This is a genomic window from Corynebacterium hansenii (genome assembly GCF_030408795.1).
In the GTDB taxonomy this organism is placed as follows: Bacteria; Actinomycetota; Actinomycetes; order Mycobacteriales; family Mycobacteriaceae; genus Corynebacterium; species Corynebacterium hansenii.
This window is the reverse complement of the sequence record NZ_CP047211.1, coordinates 3,063,363-3,078,836: the sequence shown is the minus strand read 5'-3', so window position 1 is coordinate 3,078,836 and position 15,474 is coordinate 3,063,363. Positions and strand designations below refer to the sequence as shown.

Genomic DNA, 15,474 nt, shown 5'->3' with positions numbered 1-15,474 from the left:
CCGGAGCCGGAACGCGACCCCTGATCGCGTTTGCCGTCGCCGGAACCGCCGCGATTGCGGGAGCCGCCGCCCGATGCGTCGGAGGCGCCGCCGGAGGTCGTGCCGGACTCGTTGCCGGAGGCATTTCCGGGTGAAGAGGAGGACTGCCCGGTGCCGGATCCCCCGCCCCGCCCGCGGCCGGATTCGGAGGCGGTGTTCTGCTGCGCCCCCCGGCCGCCGTCCTGCGGTCGGCCGCTGCGCCGACGCGAACGGCGGCGGCGCCGACGCTGCGGCCCCGCCGTCCCCTCGTTCCGTTCGGCATCGTTCATTCCTCACAGACTACCGGGCCGCTCCGGGGCTGCGGGTATTGTGTCGCACGTGACCGACGCCCCGACTCCCCAGCACACCCCCGACCACGGAGACCCCGAGGTCCGGCGCACCGCGATGCTGGCGGTGGCGGACCAGGCGATCGGCCGGGAGGCCGACCTGCTGGCGCCGCTGGCCGCCGCGTTCGCGGCCGAGGGGCACTCGTTGTACCTGGTCGGCGGCTCGGTGCGCGATGCCCTGATGGGGCGCCTGGGCAACGACCTCGACTTCACCACCGGCGCGCGGCCGGACGTGGTGGCGCGGATCCTGGAGGACTGGGCCGAGACCACGTGGGACACCGGCATCGAGTTCGGCACCGTCTCCGCGGAGAAGAAGGGCCGGCAGGTGGAGATCACCACCTTCCGCGCCGACGTCTACGACCAGGTCAGCCGCAACCCCGAGGTGACCTTCGGCGACACGCTGGAGGGAGACCTGATCCGCCGCGACTTTCGGTGCAACGCAATCGCCGTGGAGCTCCACGGCGACGGGACCCGCTCCTTCCGCGATCCGCTGGGTGGCTTCGACGATGTCGTCGCCGGCGTTCTGGACACGCCGGGCCCGCCGGAGGTCAGCTTCGGCGACGATCCGCTGCGCATGCTCCGCGCCTGCCGCTTCACGTCGCAGCTCGGCTTCGCCGTCTCCGACCGGGTGCGTGAGGCGATGACGGAGATGAACGGCGAGATCCGCCGCATCACCGCCGAACGCGTCGCCGCCGAGCTGGACAAGATGATCCTCGGCGCCGACCCGTCGGCGGGCATCGACCTCATGGTGGACACCGGCCTGGCCGAGCACGTCATGCCCGAGATCCCCGGCATGAAGATGACGCAGGACGAGCACCGCCAGCACAAGGACGTCTACCAGCACTCCCTGCAGGTCATGCGCCAGGCCATCGAGCAGGAGGAACCCGGCGAACCCGACCTCGAGCTGCGCTGGGCGGCGCTGCTGCACGACTGCGGCAAGCCGGCGACCCGCTCGTTCACGGAATCGGGCAACGTGTCCTTCCACCACCACGAGGTCGTGGGTGCCAAGCTGGTCCGCCGCCGCCTGCGGAAGCTCAAGTACCCCAAGCGGGTCACCGAGAACATCGCGCAGCTGGTTTACCTGCACATGCGCTTCCACGGTTACGGCGACTCCGCCTGGACGGACTCCGCCGTGCGCCGCTACGTCAACGATGCGGGCCCGCTGCTGGACAAGCTGAACAAGATCGTGCGGGCGGATTGCACCACGCGGAACCGTCGCAAAGCAGCCCGCCTGGCGCGGGCCTGCGACGACCTGGAAGCCCGCATCGACGAGCTCGCCGCCGCCGAGGACCTGGCCAAGGTGCGGCCCGACCTCGACGGCAACGACATCATGGAGATCCTCGACCTCGCGCCCGGCCCCGAAGTCGGCGCCGCATGGAAGCACATGAAGGACGTCCGCCTGGACAAGGGGCCGCTGGAGCGCGAGGACGCGATCCTGGAACTCAAGCGCTGGTGGACCGAGCGCGAAGGCTGAACGAAGGCCGGCCGAAGGCCGACGGGACAGTCGGCGCGCACGACCGTTGCGCGCACGGACCGGCCCGGGACGGCCCGAGACGGCCCGGGACGGCCCCCGTGCCTGTCGGCCCGCCGGGGGCGGCGGGCATAATGGGCGGGGTGGAGCAGGAGAACCTTTTCGGAGACCGCCTTTTCAATTGCCTCGAGCGCAACGACCCCGCCGCGGGGATGCTGCTCGTCGCCGCCCCGGGCATGGAGTCGCCGGAATTCGCCCGCAGCGTGGTGTTCATCATCGAGCACGACGAAGGCGGCACCCTCGGCGTCGACCTGACCACGCGGTCGCAGACGCCGGTGCACAACGTCCTCCAGCCGTGGGCCGACCTGATGTCGAAGCCGCCGGTCGTCTACGTCGGCGGGCCGGTCAACCAGACCCAGCCCGTGTGCGTGGGCGTGCTGCGCACCGGCGCCGACGTCCCGGAGGGGCTGGACGAGGGCACCGGCGCTCCCCTGCTGGAGAAGCTCGCCCACCGGTTCGCGCTGGTCAACCTCGGCGTCGAGCCGGCGGAGGTCACCGAACACCTGGAGGGCGCGCGCCTGTTCGCCGGTTACGCCGGGTGGGCGCCCGGCCAGCTGCACGACGAGATCGAGCGCGGCGACTGGTTCGTCGCCCCCGCCCTGCCCAGCGACGTGCTCGCGCCGGGGCCGGCCGACGTGTGGGGCGACGTCATGCGCCGCCAGCCGTGGCCGCTGCCGCTGTACTCGACGTACCCCGTGGACGTCCGTGACAACTGACGGGAGGGCGCGGGGGCGTCGTGAAGCCGTCCCGCCACCGACCGACCCGCACCCCATCCGCGGCGGGATCGCCGAAGCGTGGCCCGTGGGCCTGGGGCTGGTGCCGCTGGGCCTGGCGTTCGGCGTGCTGGTGACGCAGACGGGGTTCGAGTGGTGGTGGACGCCGGTGTTCTCGATCCTGGTGTACGCCGGGTCGATGGAGTTCCTGGCGATTGGCCTGGTCATGGCACATGCCGGGCTGCTGGGGTCGGCGGTGACGGCGTTCATGGTGAATTTCCGGCACATCTTCTACGGGCTGACGTTCCCGCGCGACGTGATCCGCGGGCGGCTCGGCCGGGCGTATTCGACGTATGCGCTGACGGACGAGGCCTACGCCATCGCGTCGGCGCGGCCCGCCGGGGCGCCGCCGCTGACGGGCGCGCGGCTGCTGACCATCCAGCTGTCCTGCCAGATCATGTGGGTCGCGCCGGGCATCGCCGGGGCGGTGGCGGGGCGCGCGCTGCCGGAGGGGTTGGTCGGCTTCGAATTCGCGTTGACCGCCCTGTTCACCGTCCTGGCGGTGGATGCGTTCCGCCTCAACCGCGACTGGTCGCTGCCGCTGTCGGCGCTGGCGTGCGTCGCCGTCGGGTGGCTGGTGGACCCTGGGCAGATGCTGGTCATCGGGCTGATCCTGTACTTCTGCGTGCTGCTGACGCGCGTGTGGTCGCCGCGCCTGGACCGCGCCCTGCGGTGGGGCCGGGGGCCCGGGCCCGTTTCGCTTGACGACGCCGGCCGCGCCGGGACCGACCGCGCCGAAACCGACCGTCCAGGGGAGGCCCCGTGATGCCCGATTACGGATACGTGCTGGTGTCCCTGCTGGTCATGGGTGCGGTGACGGTTGCGCTGCGCTGGGCGCCGTTCGCCTTCATCCGCGTGCTGCGAGGCTCGGAGCTGGTGAGGTTCCTCGGCGTGACCATGCCCGTCGGCGTCATGGTGGCGCTGGTGGCGTACACGCTCGTCGGCAGGATGGGGCTGGTCGGCGGCGATGGAGCCGGGGGCGGCGGGGACCCCGGCGGGTGGTGGGCCGCTCCCCTGGCGCTGGCGGCGACGGTGGCGCTGCATCTGTGGCGCCGCAATGCCGCGGTGAGCATTCTCGTGGGCACCGCGCTGTACGTGGTGCTGGTCAATGTGGTGGCCTGAGGCGCCGGGGCTCGGGGCGCGGTCTCGCTCCCCGCTTGGCATCACGTGCCGGTTGGCGTCACAAGCCGCTCGGAGTTGGACCCGGGATGCAGTCACTGGCCACGTGAACGGCGATAAAAGCCCAGGTGGCCAAATCGAGTGGCTGCACTTTCGCGCTACCGCACCCCGTGCGCCGGAATAGCGCCGAACCGGCCGAACCGTCCGAACACGCCGAACAGCCGATCAGGCCCGCAGGTGGCCGACCCGCTCCCACGCCGGATCCTCGGCGGCCACGATCTCGTGGTCGCCCTCCGTCCACGTGTCCACCAGGTTCGCCAGCCGCTCCGTCGCATCGGTTTCCGGGTCGACGTAGAAGTGCAGCAGGCGCACGCCGTCGGCGGTCTCCGCGGCGACGACCATCCCGTCATCGGCGAGCGTCGCCATCGCATCCTCCCCGAAGTCAGCCAGCGCCTTCGCCGAACTTTCGGCGGCCTGGCCGTCGTCAAGCACATCCGCGAACAGCAGCTGCACCACCACGTGCCGCGTGTACAGCGGCCCGATCAGCGGCGACAGCGGCGCGCGCGTGCCCACCATCACCGGCTTGTCGTCGGCCTGCCCCTGCAGCGTCAGCCACCGCGGGCACGCCCCGGCCAGATGGTCGATGAACGCCGGCAGATCCGACAGCGCCATCGCCCCCTCGGGCTCCTCGGCGGCGAAGGCGAAGGACCGCAGCCACAGCCCGAAGTCCTCCTCCCCCAGCGCCAGCTGCAGCAGCATGAAACCGACGTGCGCGACGTCGCGCTCCCCCTCCTCGCCGGCGGCCGCCAAGCTCTTGAACACCGGGTGGTACAACCGCACGTCCGCGACGCCCTGGCCCGCGGCGACCGCCACCCGCGCCTCGGCGGGGTCGATCTCATGGCCCGCCCACGTCACCGTGGAGACGGGCTCGGCCGTGCGCAGGTCGGTGAAGGACCACACCGGGCCGTCGTCGGGCGCGGCATTGAGCCAGCGGCGCGCGATGTGGCGCACCTCCGGGTCGCCCGCCGCAGTGACCGTCAGCAGGTGGCGCGAAAACGGCTCGCCCGGGCCGAAACCCCACACCAGGCGTTCGTCGATCGCCGAAATGCGCGGGCCGACCTCCGCCTGGATGTCCATCGGCTCGGCATCGCCGAAACCACCGCCGCCGAAATCGGCGCCGCCGGTGAACGCGCCGTCGAGACGGTCCGCCCCCTCGGCCGCCCACCAATCCCAGAACGCCGCGATCGCGCCATCGCGGGTCGCGTTGCCCCGCGGGGCGCCGCCATCGCCGCGCGAACTGGACCGGGTCCAGCCCCACACCCCGTCGAATCCGGCGTCTCCGGCGCTCCCCGGCGTTTCGGTCATGGTGGCGTTCCCTTCATCGGCTGCCTGCGTTGATCTTGAACAACGCTACGCCACGCGGCGGCACTTCTCAGGGTGTGCTGCAGATGTGCGTCCGCCGTCAGCTGACGGCGTCCGCGGTGGCGCGTTCCTCGAATTCGCGGCCCCACCGGGCGGCGTAGACGGCGCACATCATCAGCTGGATCTGGTGGAAGATCATCAGCGGCAGGATGATGACGCCCGCGCCGCCGGAACCGAAGATGACGGCGGCCATCGGCAGGCCCGTGGCCAGCGACTTCTTGGAGCCGCAGAACTGGATGGCGATGCGGTCGCGGCGGTCGAAGCCGGCGCGGCGGGCGATGAACCCGGAGATCCGCAGCATGAACTCGACCAGCACGACGGACAGGACGCACAGGATCAGGATGTCCATCAGCGGCACCCGCGACCAGATGCCCTCGACGACGCCTTCGGAGAACGCGACGTAGACGACCATCGCGATGGAGATGCGGTCGACGTTCTTCGTGGCCTTCGCCGCCGCGAATTTCAGCGTCCACTTCCGCAGCACCTGGCCGATGGCGAAGGGCAGCAGCAGCTGCAGCGAGATGTCCAGGAACACCGAGCCGTCGACTTTGACGCCGTCGCCGGTGGCCATGAGCACCATGACCAGGACGGGCGTGACCACGATGCCCAGCAGATTCGACGCCGAGGCGCTGACGATCGACCCGGCGACGTTGCCGTGCGCGATGGACGTGAAGTTCACCGAGGACTGCACCGTCGACGGCACGAGCGTCATGTAGAGGATGCCCAGGTAGAGCCCGGGCGCGAGCACCATGTCGAGCGGCTTCAGCGCCAGCCCGATGATGGGGAACAGCACGAACGTCAGCGCGAGGATGGTCAGGTGCAGCCGCCAGTTCTTCAGGCCATCGAGGGCCTCCCGGGGGCTCAGGCGGGAGCCGTAGAGGAAGAACAGCAGGCCGATGGCGATTTTCGTGGCGATGCCGAAGCCCTCCGCGAACGCACCGCGCGCGGGCAGGAAAATCGCGATGACCACCGCGAGGATGATCATCACGATCAGGGGATCGGGGCGCCATGAGCGCAGACGGTTCCACATGGGGAACAAGGTTATCCCCTGCCCCGGCCGGGCGAGGCGGTTACGGCGGTTCGGGGGCCGGGCGCGATGGCTTTACGACGTCCCGGCGTGCGCCCTGGTTCGGCCATCAGCGGGATTCGGCCCCTCGTCCGCGGCGTCGTCGATGATGGGGTGTTTGACCAGACCGAAAGCCCCGGCGGAGAATGAAGCGACAGCGTGGAGGAAACAACGATGAGCCGTGAAAATGAACCGTCAACCATGGAGAGAATCCGTGTGTGCCGAGAAATCGTGGAGGAGATTCAGGCAGAGAATCAAGAGCCCGCATGTCATCTGCGGTTCAGCGGCCGATCCTTTGGCATAGCGGACAGTCACTTGGGCGGAATTCCATATTTGCCGCACGGCGACAAGTATCCGACGGGGGCTGACGGTCAAATGTTATGGCTCTGTGCTCAAGTGAACTTTGCCCAAATGCCGCGAATGGGCGATTTTCCCGATGAGGGGATTTTGCAGATCTTTCTTTCGGAGTTCGATCATGATGGTGGCTTCGGTCTCTACGCGGAGGATGACGGAACGGTTCAGGGGCAGTGGTGCGTGCTTTATCATCCGTCGGTGGATGAGACGGTCACCGAAGATGAGTGTCTGGCGAAAATGCCGCGGGCGTGGGACGACGACACGGAACCGTGGCGCACTCCCGACAGGCCCTTGAAAATGGAGTTCCTGCCCATCGAACTCGAAGCCTTGAGCCAAAGTGATTTTCGCTTTGATCCATTGTTCGCCGACGCGCTGAAATCGCGCCTTCCCGACGGGGATCCGGAAGAATACATGCCCGATGGCTTGGCCGATGGGATGTCCGATGAGCGGGAACTCGTGGATGAAATCAGGGAGAAGATCAATATCGGAGGTTGCAAGATCGGAGGATATCCGAGATTTGCCCAAGATGACCCTCGGCCATGCGGTGAGGGAAGTGGGAGGCCTTTGACGGAATGGGATACCCTGCTGTTCCTATTGGATGGTGATACGTTTACGTTTCCCTTAGGCGACGTCGACGATATGGACATCAGCCTAAATGGTGCCACGCTGAATCTCTTCATTCGCAAGGAAGATTTGAAGAACCGGGATTTTTCCCGTGTTCTGGCGCAGTGGGCATGCAGTTGACTCGGGAGCCGGGCAGGGCTGAGCCCAGCTAAACCATGGTCAGCCGCCCATATTTTCCCTATCGCCGGTACGCGTAGACGCCCACGAAAGTGAGCTTGCTCCGATCCGATGCGGCTCCACTGGCGTCTACATCGTAGATGAGGTAGAGGGAGTTGCAGTCTGAAAATTGCCGCATATCTTCATCCAGTCGAACGTCGAAACTTTCCCCGTATGAGTGTTCCCTCACTCTGAGGGCAATATCGTCATCCAGGTCAAAACTGGCTTCCGCGAAGTCTTCGTCGTACCAATCCAACGAAAAATCGTTGAGAAATTCGCTGGTTGCATTATCGTCGTCGTCATCGAATTCGGGTTCGACGTATTCCAGCAACTCTTCTTCGGTGTCGAAATTGCCGCACCAAATGGAGACGACGTTTTCCTTTTCCAGCATCGGCTTATCCTTCGTGATCCAGGTGGACCCGCCGGCCGAGAACCAGCCGGCAAGACTTGGCCTCCATCTTGGCATTTCTCCGGTCGACGGTGCCGGTCAAATCGTCGGATTCCGACACCCTTCACCCGGCTGCCACACGATCCGTCCATTGCCGCCCCGTACCGAATTCTCCATGAGCTGCACTAACCCACCCCGAATGCGCTAACCCACCCGCTGCAGCGGGTGGGTTAGCGCATTCGGGGTGGGTTAAGGCAGGACGGTGGGCCCGGCCTTCCCAATACCGGGTGGGTTAAGGCGAAGTGCGTTGGGGCGAAAAGGCGTTCTGAACCGCAACCTCCGTCGCTTTGCGACGGCCCGCGTTCCCTCAATTTGGCCTATTCGGCGTCGTTGGCGCGGGCGGCGCGGCGCAGCGCCTCACGATCTACGGAGCTCCCGCCGCCCTCGCACATGCCGTGGAGACCGCAGGAGCCGCAGCCGCCGGTCACGCCGCAGTCAGCGGAGGGATCGCGGGGCGCGGCGGAGGCACCGGTGGCAGGAGCACCGGCGGCGGTGGAATCGGCCGAACAGCAGGCGTCCGCGGCGGTCGACTTGGCGGCCGTGGCGTCAGTGCCGGCGGTGCCCGAATCGCACGCATCCGCCTCGGCGGACCCGCAGCCGCAGCCCGAACCGCACGCGGCATCGGCACCCGCGCCGTCGGAGCCGCCGGAGGAGCAGCATCCGTCGGACTCGGCTTCGGCGGACTTCTTGGCGTCGTAAAGCGCGATCGTGTGGGAGCCGATGGCGCCGCCGACGCCCAGCATCGCCAGCCCCAGCAACCCGGTCACGGCGACCCACAGCCACATCCATCCCGACGCATCGGGCTGGACGGCCACGTACGCCAGCGCCGCCGACCCGGCGAACGCCAACGCCGACACGGCCCACGGCGGGCCGGCGACGCGGTGCGTGATGTCCCAGTTCTCCCTGGATTTGCGGGCCTCGGGGGCGCGGATGCCCACGTACCCGTTGCCCGGCAGGCTGGCGGACCACGCCAGACCCGCCACCACGCCCACTGCGACGGCGACGACCAGCAAAATCACCGGAATCACGATCATGGACTCCAATATAGGGCCCCGAGGCGCCACCACGGCAATCGCCGCAGCCACCCGCCCACTATGCTGTGTACCCATGACCAACAGCGGGAACACCGACAACAGCACCACCGCCCCCGAGACCGGCCACCGCTACACGCCGGCCGTCGCCGCCGAGGTGGAGGCGGCGTGGCAGAAGCGCTGGGCGGAGCGCGGCACCTTCCACGCCCCCAACCCGGTCGGCGATCTCGCGCCGGCCGATGGCGCGGAGCTGCCGGCCGACAAGCTGTTCGTGCAGGACATGTTCCCCTACCCCTCGGGCGTCGGCCTGCACGTCGGCCACCCGCTGGGCTACATCGCCACGGACGTCTTCGCGCGCTTCCACCGCATGCGCGGCGCGAACGTGCTGCACACGCTGGGTTACGATGCCTTCGGCCTGCCCGCCGAGCAGTTCGCCGTCCAGACCGGCACGCACCCGCGGGTGACCACCGAGGCGAACATCGCCAACATGGAGCGCCAGCTCGGCCGCCTGGGCCTGGGCCACGACAAGCGCCGCGCCTTCGCCACCACCGACACCGACTACTACCGGTGGACGCAGTGGATCTTCCTGCGCATCTACAACTCCTGGTTCGACGAGCGCGACGGCAAGGCGCACCCCATCGAAGAGCTCGTCGACGCCTACGCCTCCGGCGCAGTGGCCCTGCCGCCGGAGTTCGACGGCCGCGCGTGGGATGACCTCGACCGCGTGGAGCGCGAGCGCGCCCTGGAGGCCCGCCGCCTGGTGTACCGCTCGAACTCGATGGTCAACTGGTGCCCCGGCCTGGGCACCGTGCTGTCCAACGAGGAAGTCACCGCGGAGGGCCGCTCCGAGCGCGGCAACTTCCCGGTGTTCCGCAAGCGCCTGGGCCAGTGGATGATGCGCATCACCGCCTACTCCGATCGCCTGGTCGACGATCTGGAGCTGCTGGATTGGCCCGAGAAGGTCAAGTCCATGCAGCGCAACTGGATCGGCCGGTCCCGCGGCGCCGAGGTCGTGTTCGAGGCCACCGCCGCCGACGGCACCTCCCGCGACATCGAGGTCTTCACCACCCGCCCCGACACCCTGTTCGGCGCGTCCTACATGGTGCTGGCCCCCGAGCTGGACCTGGTAGACGAGCTCGTCGCGGCCTCCTACCCCGACGGCGTCGACCCGCGCTGGACCCTCGGCGAGGACTCCCCGGCGGACGCGGTCGCCGCTTACCGACGCTCCATCGCCGCCAAGTCCGACCTGGAGCGCCAGGAAAGCAAGGAGAAGACCGGCGTCTTCACCGGCGCCTACGCGACCAACCCGGTTTCCGGCGAGCGGATCCCGGTGTTCATCGCCGACTACGTTCTGTCCGGCTACGGCACCGGCGCGATCATGGCCGTCCCGGGCCACGATGACCGCGACCACGAATTCGCCACCGCCTTCGGGCTGCCCATCCGCGAGGTGGTGGCTCCCGCGAACGCGCCGGAGGGAGAGACCGCGGGCGTCGAAAAGCAGGCGTTCACCGGCGAAGGCAAGGCCGTGAACTCCGCCAACGACGACGGCCTGGACATCAACGGCCTGGGCCTGGCCGACGCGAAGGCCGCCACCATCGAGTGGCTCGAGGCGCGCGGCACCGGCCGCGGCACCACCCAGTACAAGCTGCGCGACTGGCTGTTCGCCCGCCAGCGCTACTGGGGCGAGCCGTTCCCGGTGGTCTACGACGAGGACGGCGTGGCGCACCCGCTGCCCGAGTCGATGCTGCCCGTCGAGCTGCCGGAGGTCGAGGACTACAAGCCCGTCACCTTCGACCCCGACGACGCCGACACCGAGCCGCAGGCCCCGCTGGCCAAGGCCACCGACTGGGTCAACGTCGAACTCGACCTCGGCGACGGCCCGAAGATGTACCGCCGCGACACCAACGTCATGCCCAACTGGGCGGGCTCGTCCTGGTACCAGCTGCGCTACATCGACCCGAACAACGACGACGCGCTGTGCGACATCGACAACGAGCGCTACTGGACCGGCCCGCGCCCCGACGTCCACGGCGCCGGCGACCCGGGCGGCGTGGACCTGTACGTCGGCGGCGTCGAGCACGCGGTGCTGCACCTGCTGTACTCGCGCTTCTGGCACAAGGTGCTGTTCGACCTCGGCCACGTGACGTCGAAGGAGCCGTACCGCCGCCTGTTCAACCAGGGCTACATCCAGGCCTTCGCCTACACCGATTCCCGCGGCGTGTACCAGCCGGCGGAGGACGTCGTCGAGCGCGACGGCAAGTTCTTCATCCCGGGCGCCGGCGAGGGCGGCGCTGACCTGGAGGTTTTCCAGGAGTACGGCAAGATGGGCAAGTCCCTGAAGAACGCCGTCTCCCCCGACGACATCTGCGACAACTACGGCGCCGACACCCTGCGCGTCTACGAGATGGCCATGGGCCCGCTGGACACCTCCCGCCCGTGGGCGACGAAGGACCTGGTCGGCGCGCAGCGTTTCCTGCAGCGCGCGTGGCGCCTGGTGGTCGACGAGGCCACCGGCGGGACGTCGGTCACCGACGCCGCGCTTGACGACGACGACCTCAAGGCCCTCCACCGCACCATCGACGGAGTGACCGGGGATTACGCCGGCCTGCGCGACAACACCGCCGTGGCGAAGCTGATCGAGTACGTCAACTACCTGACCAAGGAGTACTCGGGCACCGGCGCGCCGCGTGCCGCGGTGGAGCCGCTGGTGCTGATGCTCGGCCCCGTGGCGCCGCACATCGCCGAGGAGCTGTGGTCCCGCCTGGGCAACGACGAGTCGCTGGCCCACGGCCCGTGGCCGGTCGCCGACGAGAAGTGGCTGGTGGACGACACCGTCGAACTGCCCGTGCAGGTCAACGGCAAGGTGCGGTCGCGCGTGTCCGTCGCCGCCGATGCGTCGCGCGAGGACATCGAGGCGGTCGCGCTGGCCGACGAGAAGGTCGCCGCGTACACCGCCGAGGGCACCGTGGCGAAGGTCATCGTCGTGCCCGGCAAGATGGTCAACGTGGTGGTGAAGAAGTAGGGGCGGAAGCAGGAGCGCCGCCCTAGCGGCGGGCCACTACCGCCGTGGCCCGAGCGGCGGCGGGGCCTCTCCCCCGCCGCCGTCACGGACACGCCCGCGGGGCGGCGCCCCGCGCCGCCGTCACGGAGTGCCGGACTGGACGCCGAACATCGCGATGGAGAACGTCGACGTCATCCACGCCAGCGTCCACGACATGAGCACCCAGCACATGGCCAGCCACGGGCGCCACTTGCCGAAGGACTTCCACCGCAGATAGGTGATCCAGAAGCAGCCGAGCGCGCCGAACAGGCTCACCGCTCCGGGGACCAGCGGGAACGCCAGCTCGGCCCAGCGGGAGCAGATGAACACGTGGGAGCCGTCGTCGCAGTTCGGGCCGCCCATGATGGCGCTGATCACGCCGATGATGATCGCCGCCAGGAACGTGCCGCCCACGACGGCGGCCGCGTACTTCACCGCCGGGCGCCAGGAGTACTCCTTGCGCTCGAGGTGCTTCAGCGGGTCGTCGTCTTCGGGGTAAGGGTCATTCCGGGCGTCGCGCATGCCCTCACCATACGCGCGGGCCCTACGCCGGCGTGATGAGCGTCGGCACGGGGCAATGGCGCACGATCTGGTTCGTCGACGAGCCGATGAACACCCGCCCGAACGGCCCCAGCGTCGACGACCCCATGACCAGCAGGTCGCCCTTCTTCCACTTCAGGGCGCCGAGCGCCTCCTCCCAGCCGTGGCCGCTGCCGACGTCGGCCTCGACGTGGAGGTTCGGGTAGCGGGTGTGGGCGCGGTCGATGCCGCGGTCGATGAGGGCCAGCGCCTGTTCGCGCCATTCGATCATCAGGTCCGCGGACGAGCCGAAGCCGTGCTCGGTGGGGTACATGGTCGCGCCGCGCGGGGTGAAGGCCAGCAGCCGCAGCGGAACGTCCCACTTCATCGCGTAGTCGGCCGCGCGTTTGAGTGCGGTGTGCGACTGCGGCGTATCGATGTAGGACACGTTGATCCTGGTCACGCCGTTCTTCGACAGCTTCCGGCCCCGCGGCGACAGGCCCAGCGCGATCGGCGAATAATGCAGCAGCGCATCGGCGGTGGAGCCGGCGCGGAACCGGTCGGCGGGCGAATTCGCCTCGCTGCCCAGCAGAATCACGTCCGCGCCGAAATCCTCGGCCATCCTGGTCAGCGCCGTGGCCTCCGAAGAGGACTCGATGCTGACGAAGGGCTCGTCGTCAAGCATTCCCTTGCGGATCCCGGCGGCCTTCAGGGCCGCGCGCGCCGACCGCTCCGAATTGCGGCCCTCGCGCTCCACCCACGAATCGTGGTCGGACAGGCGCGCCAGGGACGTCAGGGGCCAGCCGCGCGACAGCACCGTGGCCACGCGAATGCGGACCTCGCAGGTGCGCGCCAGCCATGCGGCGCAATCCATCGCCTCCGGGCCATTGCGGCCCGGGCGCCACGCAACCAAGATGCGGAGCGGGCTATGCGGCATGCGATCCTCCTGGGGCTGTGCCGGAACGCGGCGGGGTTCGGGCGCCCGATCGGCGCACGTCAACGTCGCACCGACCAGCCTAGCCGCCTTCTACTCCGCGGCCGCCGCCCGGTCCTCCCCGTACGTCTGCAGGATGCGCTTGAGAATGGGCACCAGCTGCGCGCCGACTTCCAGCTCCTCGGGCGAGAGGGCCGCGAACATGTTCGCCATCTGCTCGTCGCGCTCGTTGGAGACGCGGTGCAGCTCCGAGCGGCCCTTATCGGTCAATTCGACCCGGACGCCGCGGCGGTCCTGGGTGTCGCGGACGCGTTCGACCATGCCGGCGTCCTCGAGGTGGTGGACGGCGTTGGATGCGGTGGGCATGCGGATGGCCTCCGCCTGCGCCAGCTGGTTGATGCGGCACGGGCCGAGGGCGTCGAGCGTCATCATGATGGAAAGCTGCGCTCGGCTCAGCTGCGACTCTTCGGAGCGCCGGCTGTAGAGCAGCTCGGCCCGGGTCAGCAGGGGGCGAATTTCCTTGGCCAGGCCCAGCGGGGTCATCGCTCCGGCTGCGGCGGCCGCAGCCTGCTTCGTTTCGGTCATGGGCGCAATCGTAGTCAAAGGGCGGCCGTCATTCCCAGTGCAAAATAGTCATGAACCGCTAGTTATTATGAAAAACACAGGGTTGCGCGGAGGGGCTGCAGCATCGTTGCTGTTCAGGGCTTTACGACGGTTTCGTCAGCCGTGATTCGAATGAAAAACCGGGGGTGAAAAAGCACGAGTGCGTTACACCCTAAAGGAGGGCGTAACGCACTCTGCATGGCCGTGGCGGCGCGGCGCGGTCGCTTCGGCGGGCTACTCGCCCGAGATGAACTTCTCCAGTTCGGCGCGCGCGGCGTCGTCGCCCATCTGCTTCGGCGGGGACTTCATCAGGTACGCGGAAGCCGGGAGGATCGGGCCGCCGATGCCGCGGTCCTTCGCGATCTTCGCGGCGCGCAGCGCGTCGATGATGATGCCGGCCGAGTTAGGCGAGTCCCACACCTCGAGCTTGTACTCCAGGTTCAGCGGCACCTCGCCGAAGGCCTTGCCCTCCAGGCGGACGTACGCCCACTTGCGGTCGTCGAGCCAGTCGATCCAGTCCGACGGGCCGATGTGGACGTTGCGGTCGTCGATGAGGCCGGCCAGCGGGCCGGTCAGGTTCGACGTGACGGCCTGGGTCTTGGAGATCTTCTTGGACTCCAGGCGCTCGCGCTCGAGCATGTTCTTGAAGTCCATGTTGCCGCCGACGTTGAGCTGCAGGGTGCGCTCCAGGCGCACGCCGCGGTCCTCGAACAGCTTGGCCATGACGCGGTGGGTGATGGTGGCGCCGACCTGGGACTTGATGTCGTCGCCGACGATCGGGACGCCGGCGTCCTCGAACTTCTTGGCCCACTCCGGGTCGGAGGCGATGAAGACGGGCAGGGCGTTGACGAAGGCCACGCCGGCGTCGATGGCGCACTGGGCGTAGAACTTGTCGGCCTGGTCCGAGCCCACCGGCAGGTAGGAGACGAGGACGTCGACCTCGGCGTCCTTCAGCGCCTGCACCACGTCGACCGGCTCCTTGGCCGACTCGTCGATGGTCTCCGCGTAGTACTTGCCGATGCCGTCGAGCGTCGGGCCGCGCTGGACCTCGACGCCGAGGGTCGGGACGTCCGCGATCTTGATGGTGCAGTTTTCGGAGGCGTTGATGGCCTCGGACAGGTCCTTGCCCACCTTCTTGTCGTCGACGTCGAACGCGGCGACGAACTTGACGTCGGAAACGTGGTAGTCGCCGAACTGCACGTGCATCAGGCCGGGGACGTCGTCACCCGCCTTGGCGTCGCGGTAGAACTCCACGCCCTGGACGAGCGACGAGGCGCAGTTGCCGACGCCGACGATTGCAACGCGAACGGAACTCATGAAATGCGGTCTCCTTGATTCGACTTCCGGTGCGGGCGCGGCGGGTGTTGCGGGCCGTACCCCAATGTGCTGACGCTATACCCATTCCATTCCCCAACCGCATTCGGAAACGGGTGGGGGCGAAGGTGAACCGATAAAGCGGGGGTGGTGCCCTGGGGGTGCCTGCTACCCT

The 15,474-nt window shown here is 68.6% G+C and carries 14 protein-coding genes; 6 read left to right on the top strand and 8 right to left on the bottom strand.

Going from position 1 to position 15,474, the window contains the following annotated elements; translation table 11 throughout:
- The first annotated feature begins 423 nt into the window (after positions 1-423).
- The 4 genes from CHAN_RS13595 to CHAN_RS13580 all read left to right on the top strand — a co-directional run bounded on the left by CHAN_RS13595 (position 424) and on the right by CHAN_RS13580 (position 3,791).
- Positions 424-1,839, top strand: coding sequence for a CCA tRNA nucleotidyltransferase (locus CHAN_RS13595; protein WP_290293550.1), 1,416 nt, complete (start codon positions 424-426; stop codon positions 1,837-1,839).
- A gap of 131 nt (positions 1,840-1,970) precedes the next feature.
- On the top strand, positions 1,971-2,612 hold the full coding sequence (locus CHAN_RS13590) for a YqgE/AlgH family protein (RefSeq protein WP_290290592.1): 642 nt from the start codon (positions 1,971-1,973) through the stop codon (positions 2,610-2,612).
- Between the two features lie 55 nt (positions 2,613-2,667).
- Complete coding sequence (locus tag CHAN_RS13585) at positions 2,668-3,435, top strand: AzlC family ABC transporter permease (protein ID WP_290293548.1); 768 nt, start codon at positions 2,668-2,670, stop codon at positions 3,433-3,435.
- Entirely contained in the window at positions 3,435-3,791 is a 357-nt protein-coding gene (locus tag CHAN_RS13580; RefSeq protein WP_048740641.1) for an AzlD domain-containing protein, read from the top strand. The genes CHAN_RS13585 and CHAN_RS13580 overlap by 1 nt, the downstream gene beginning before the upstream one ends.
- A gap of 222 nt (positions 3,792-4,013) precedes the next feature.
- On the opposite strand, the gene CHAN_RS13575 is transcribed toward CHAN_RS13580, so the two are convergent.
- Positions 4,014-5,153 (bottom strand): DUF695 domain-containing protein, encoded by a 1,140-nt coding sequence (locus CHAN_RS13575; RefSeq protein ID WP_082144314.1) that lies wholly within the window; start codon positions 5,151-5,153, stop codon positions 4,014-4,016.
- Between the two features lie 97 nt (positions 5,154-5,250).
- A complete protein-coding gene (locus tag CHAN_RS13570) occupies positions 5,251-6,240 on the bottom strand; it encodes a bile acid:sodium symporter family protein (protein WP_290290587.1) in 990 nt (329 codons plus the stop codon).
- Positions 6,241-6,450: 210 nt separating this feature from the next.
- On the opposite strand from CHAN_RS13570, the gene CHAN_RS13565 reads away from it, so the two are divergent.
- Positions 6,451-7,374 (top strand): YwqG family protein, encoded by a 924-nt coding sequence (locus tag CHAN_RS13565; RefSeq protein ID WP_290290586.1) that lies wholly within the window; start codon positions 6,451-6,453, stop codon positions 7,372-7,374.
- A gap of 58 nt (positions 7,375-7,432) precedes the next feature.
- On the opposite strand, the gene CHAN_RS13560 is transcribed toward CHAN_RS13565, so the two are convergent.
- Together CHAN_RS13560 and CHAN_RS13555 are read right to left on the bottom strand one after the other, a co-directional pair.
- On the bottom strand, positions 7,433-7,801 hold the full coding sequence (locus tag CHAN_RS13560; protein ID WP_290290584.1) for an immunity 22 family protein: 369 nt from the start codon (positions 7,799-7,801) through the stop codon (positions 7,433-7,435).
- A 374-nt stretch (positions 7,802-8,175) separates the two neighbouring features.
- Positions 8,176-8,892 (bottom strand): SdpI family protein, encoded by a 717-nt coding sequence (locus tag CHAN_RS13555; protein WP_290290581.1) that lies wholly within the window; start codon positions 8,890-8,892, stop codon positions 8,176-8,178.
- Positions 8,893-8,965: 73 nt separating this feature from the next.
- On the opposite strand from CHAN_RS13555, the gene leuS reads away from it, so the two are divergent.
- Complete coding sequence (gene leuS / locus CHAN_RS13550) at positions 8,966-11,911, top strand: leucine--tRNA ligase (RefSeq protein ID WP_290290580.1); 2,946 nt, start codon at positions 8,966-8,968, stop codon at positions 11,909-11,911.
- A gap of 120 nt (positions 11,912-12,031) precedes the next feature.
- On the opposite strand, the gene CHAN_RS13545 is transcribed toward leuS, so the two are convergent.
- From CHAN_RS13545 to CHAN_RS13530, 4 genes are all read right to left on the bottom strand, one after another.
- Positions 12,032-12,451, bottom strand: a complete 420-nt coding sequence (locus CHAN_RS13545) for a hypothetical protein (RefSeq protein WP_290290578.1) — start codon at positions 12,449-12,451, stop codon at positions 12,032-12,034.
- Between the two features lie 22 nt (positions 12,452-12,473).
- Complete coding sequence (locus CHAN_RS13540; protein ID WP_048740656.1) at positions 12,474-13,385, bottom strand: universal stress protein; 912 nt, start codon at positions 13,383-13,385, stop codon at positions 12,474-12,476.
- A gap of 90 nt (positions 13,386-13,475) precedes the next feature.
- Complete coding sequence (locus CHAN_RS13535; RefSeq protein ID WP_048740659.1) at positions 13,476-13,967, bottom strand: MarR family winged helix-turn-helix transcriptional regulator; 492 nt, start codon at positions 13,965-13,967, stop codon at positions 13,476-13,478.
- Positions 13,968-14,219: 252 nt separating this feature from the next.
- Positions 14,220-15,302, bottom strand: coding sequence for an inositol-3-phosphate synthase (locus tag CHAN_RS13530; protein WP_290290573.1), 1,083 nt, complete (start codon positions 15,300-15,302; stop codon positions 14,220-14,222).
- Positions 15,303-15,474 lie beyond the last annotated feature (172 nt).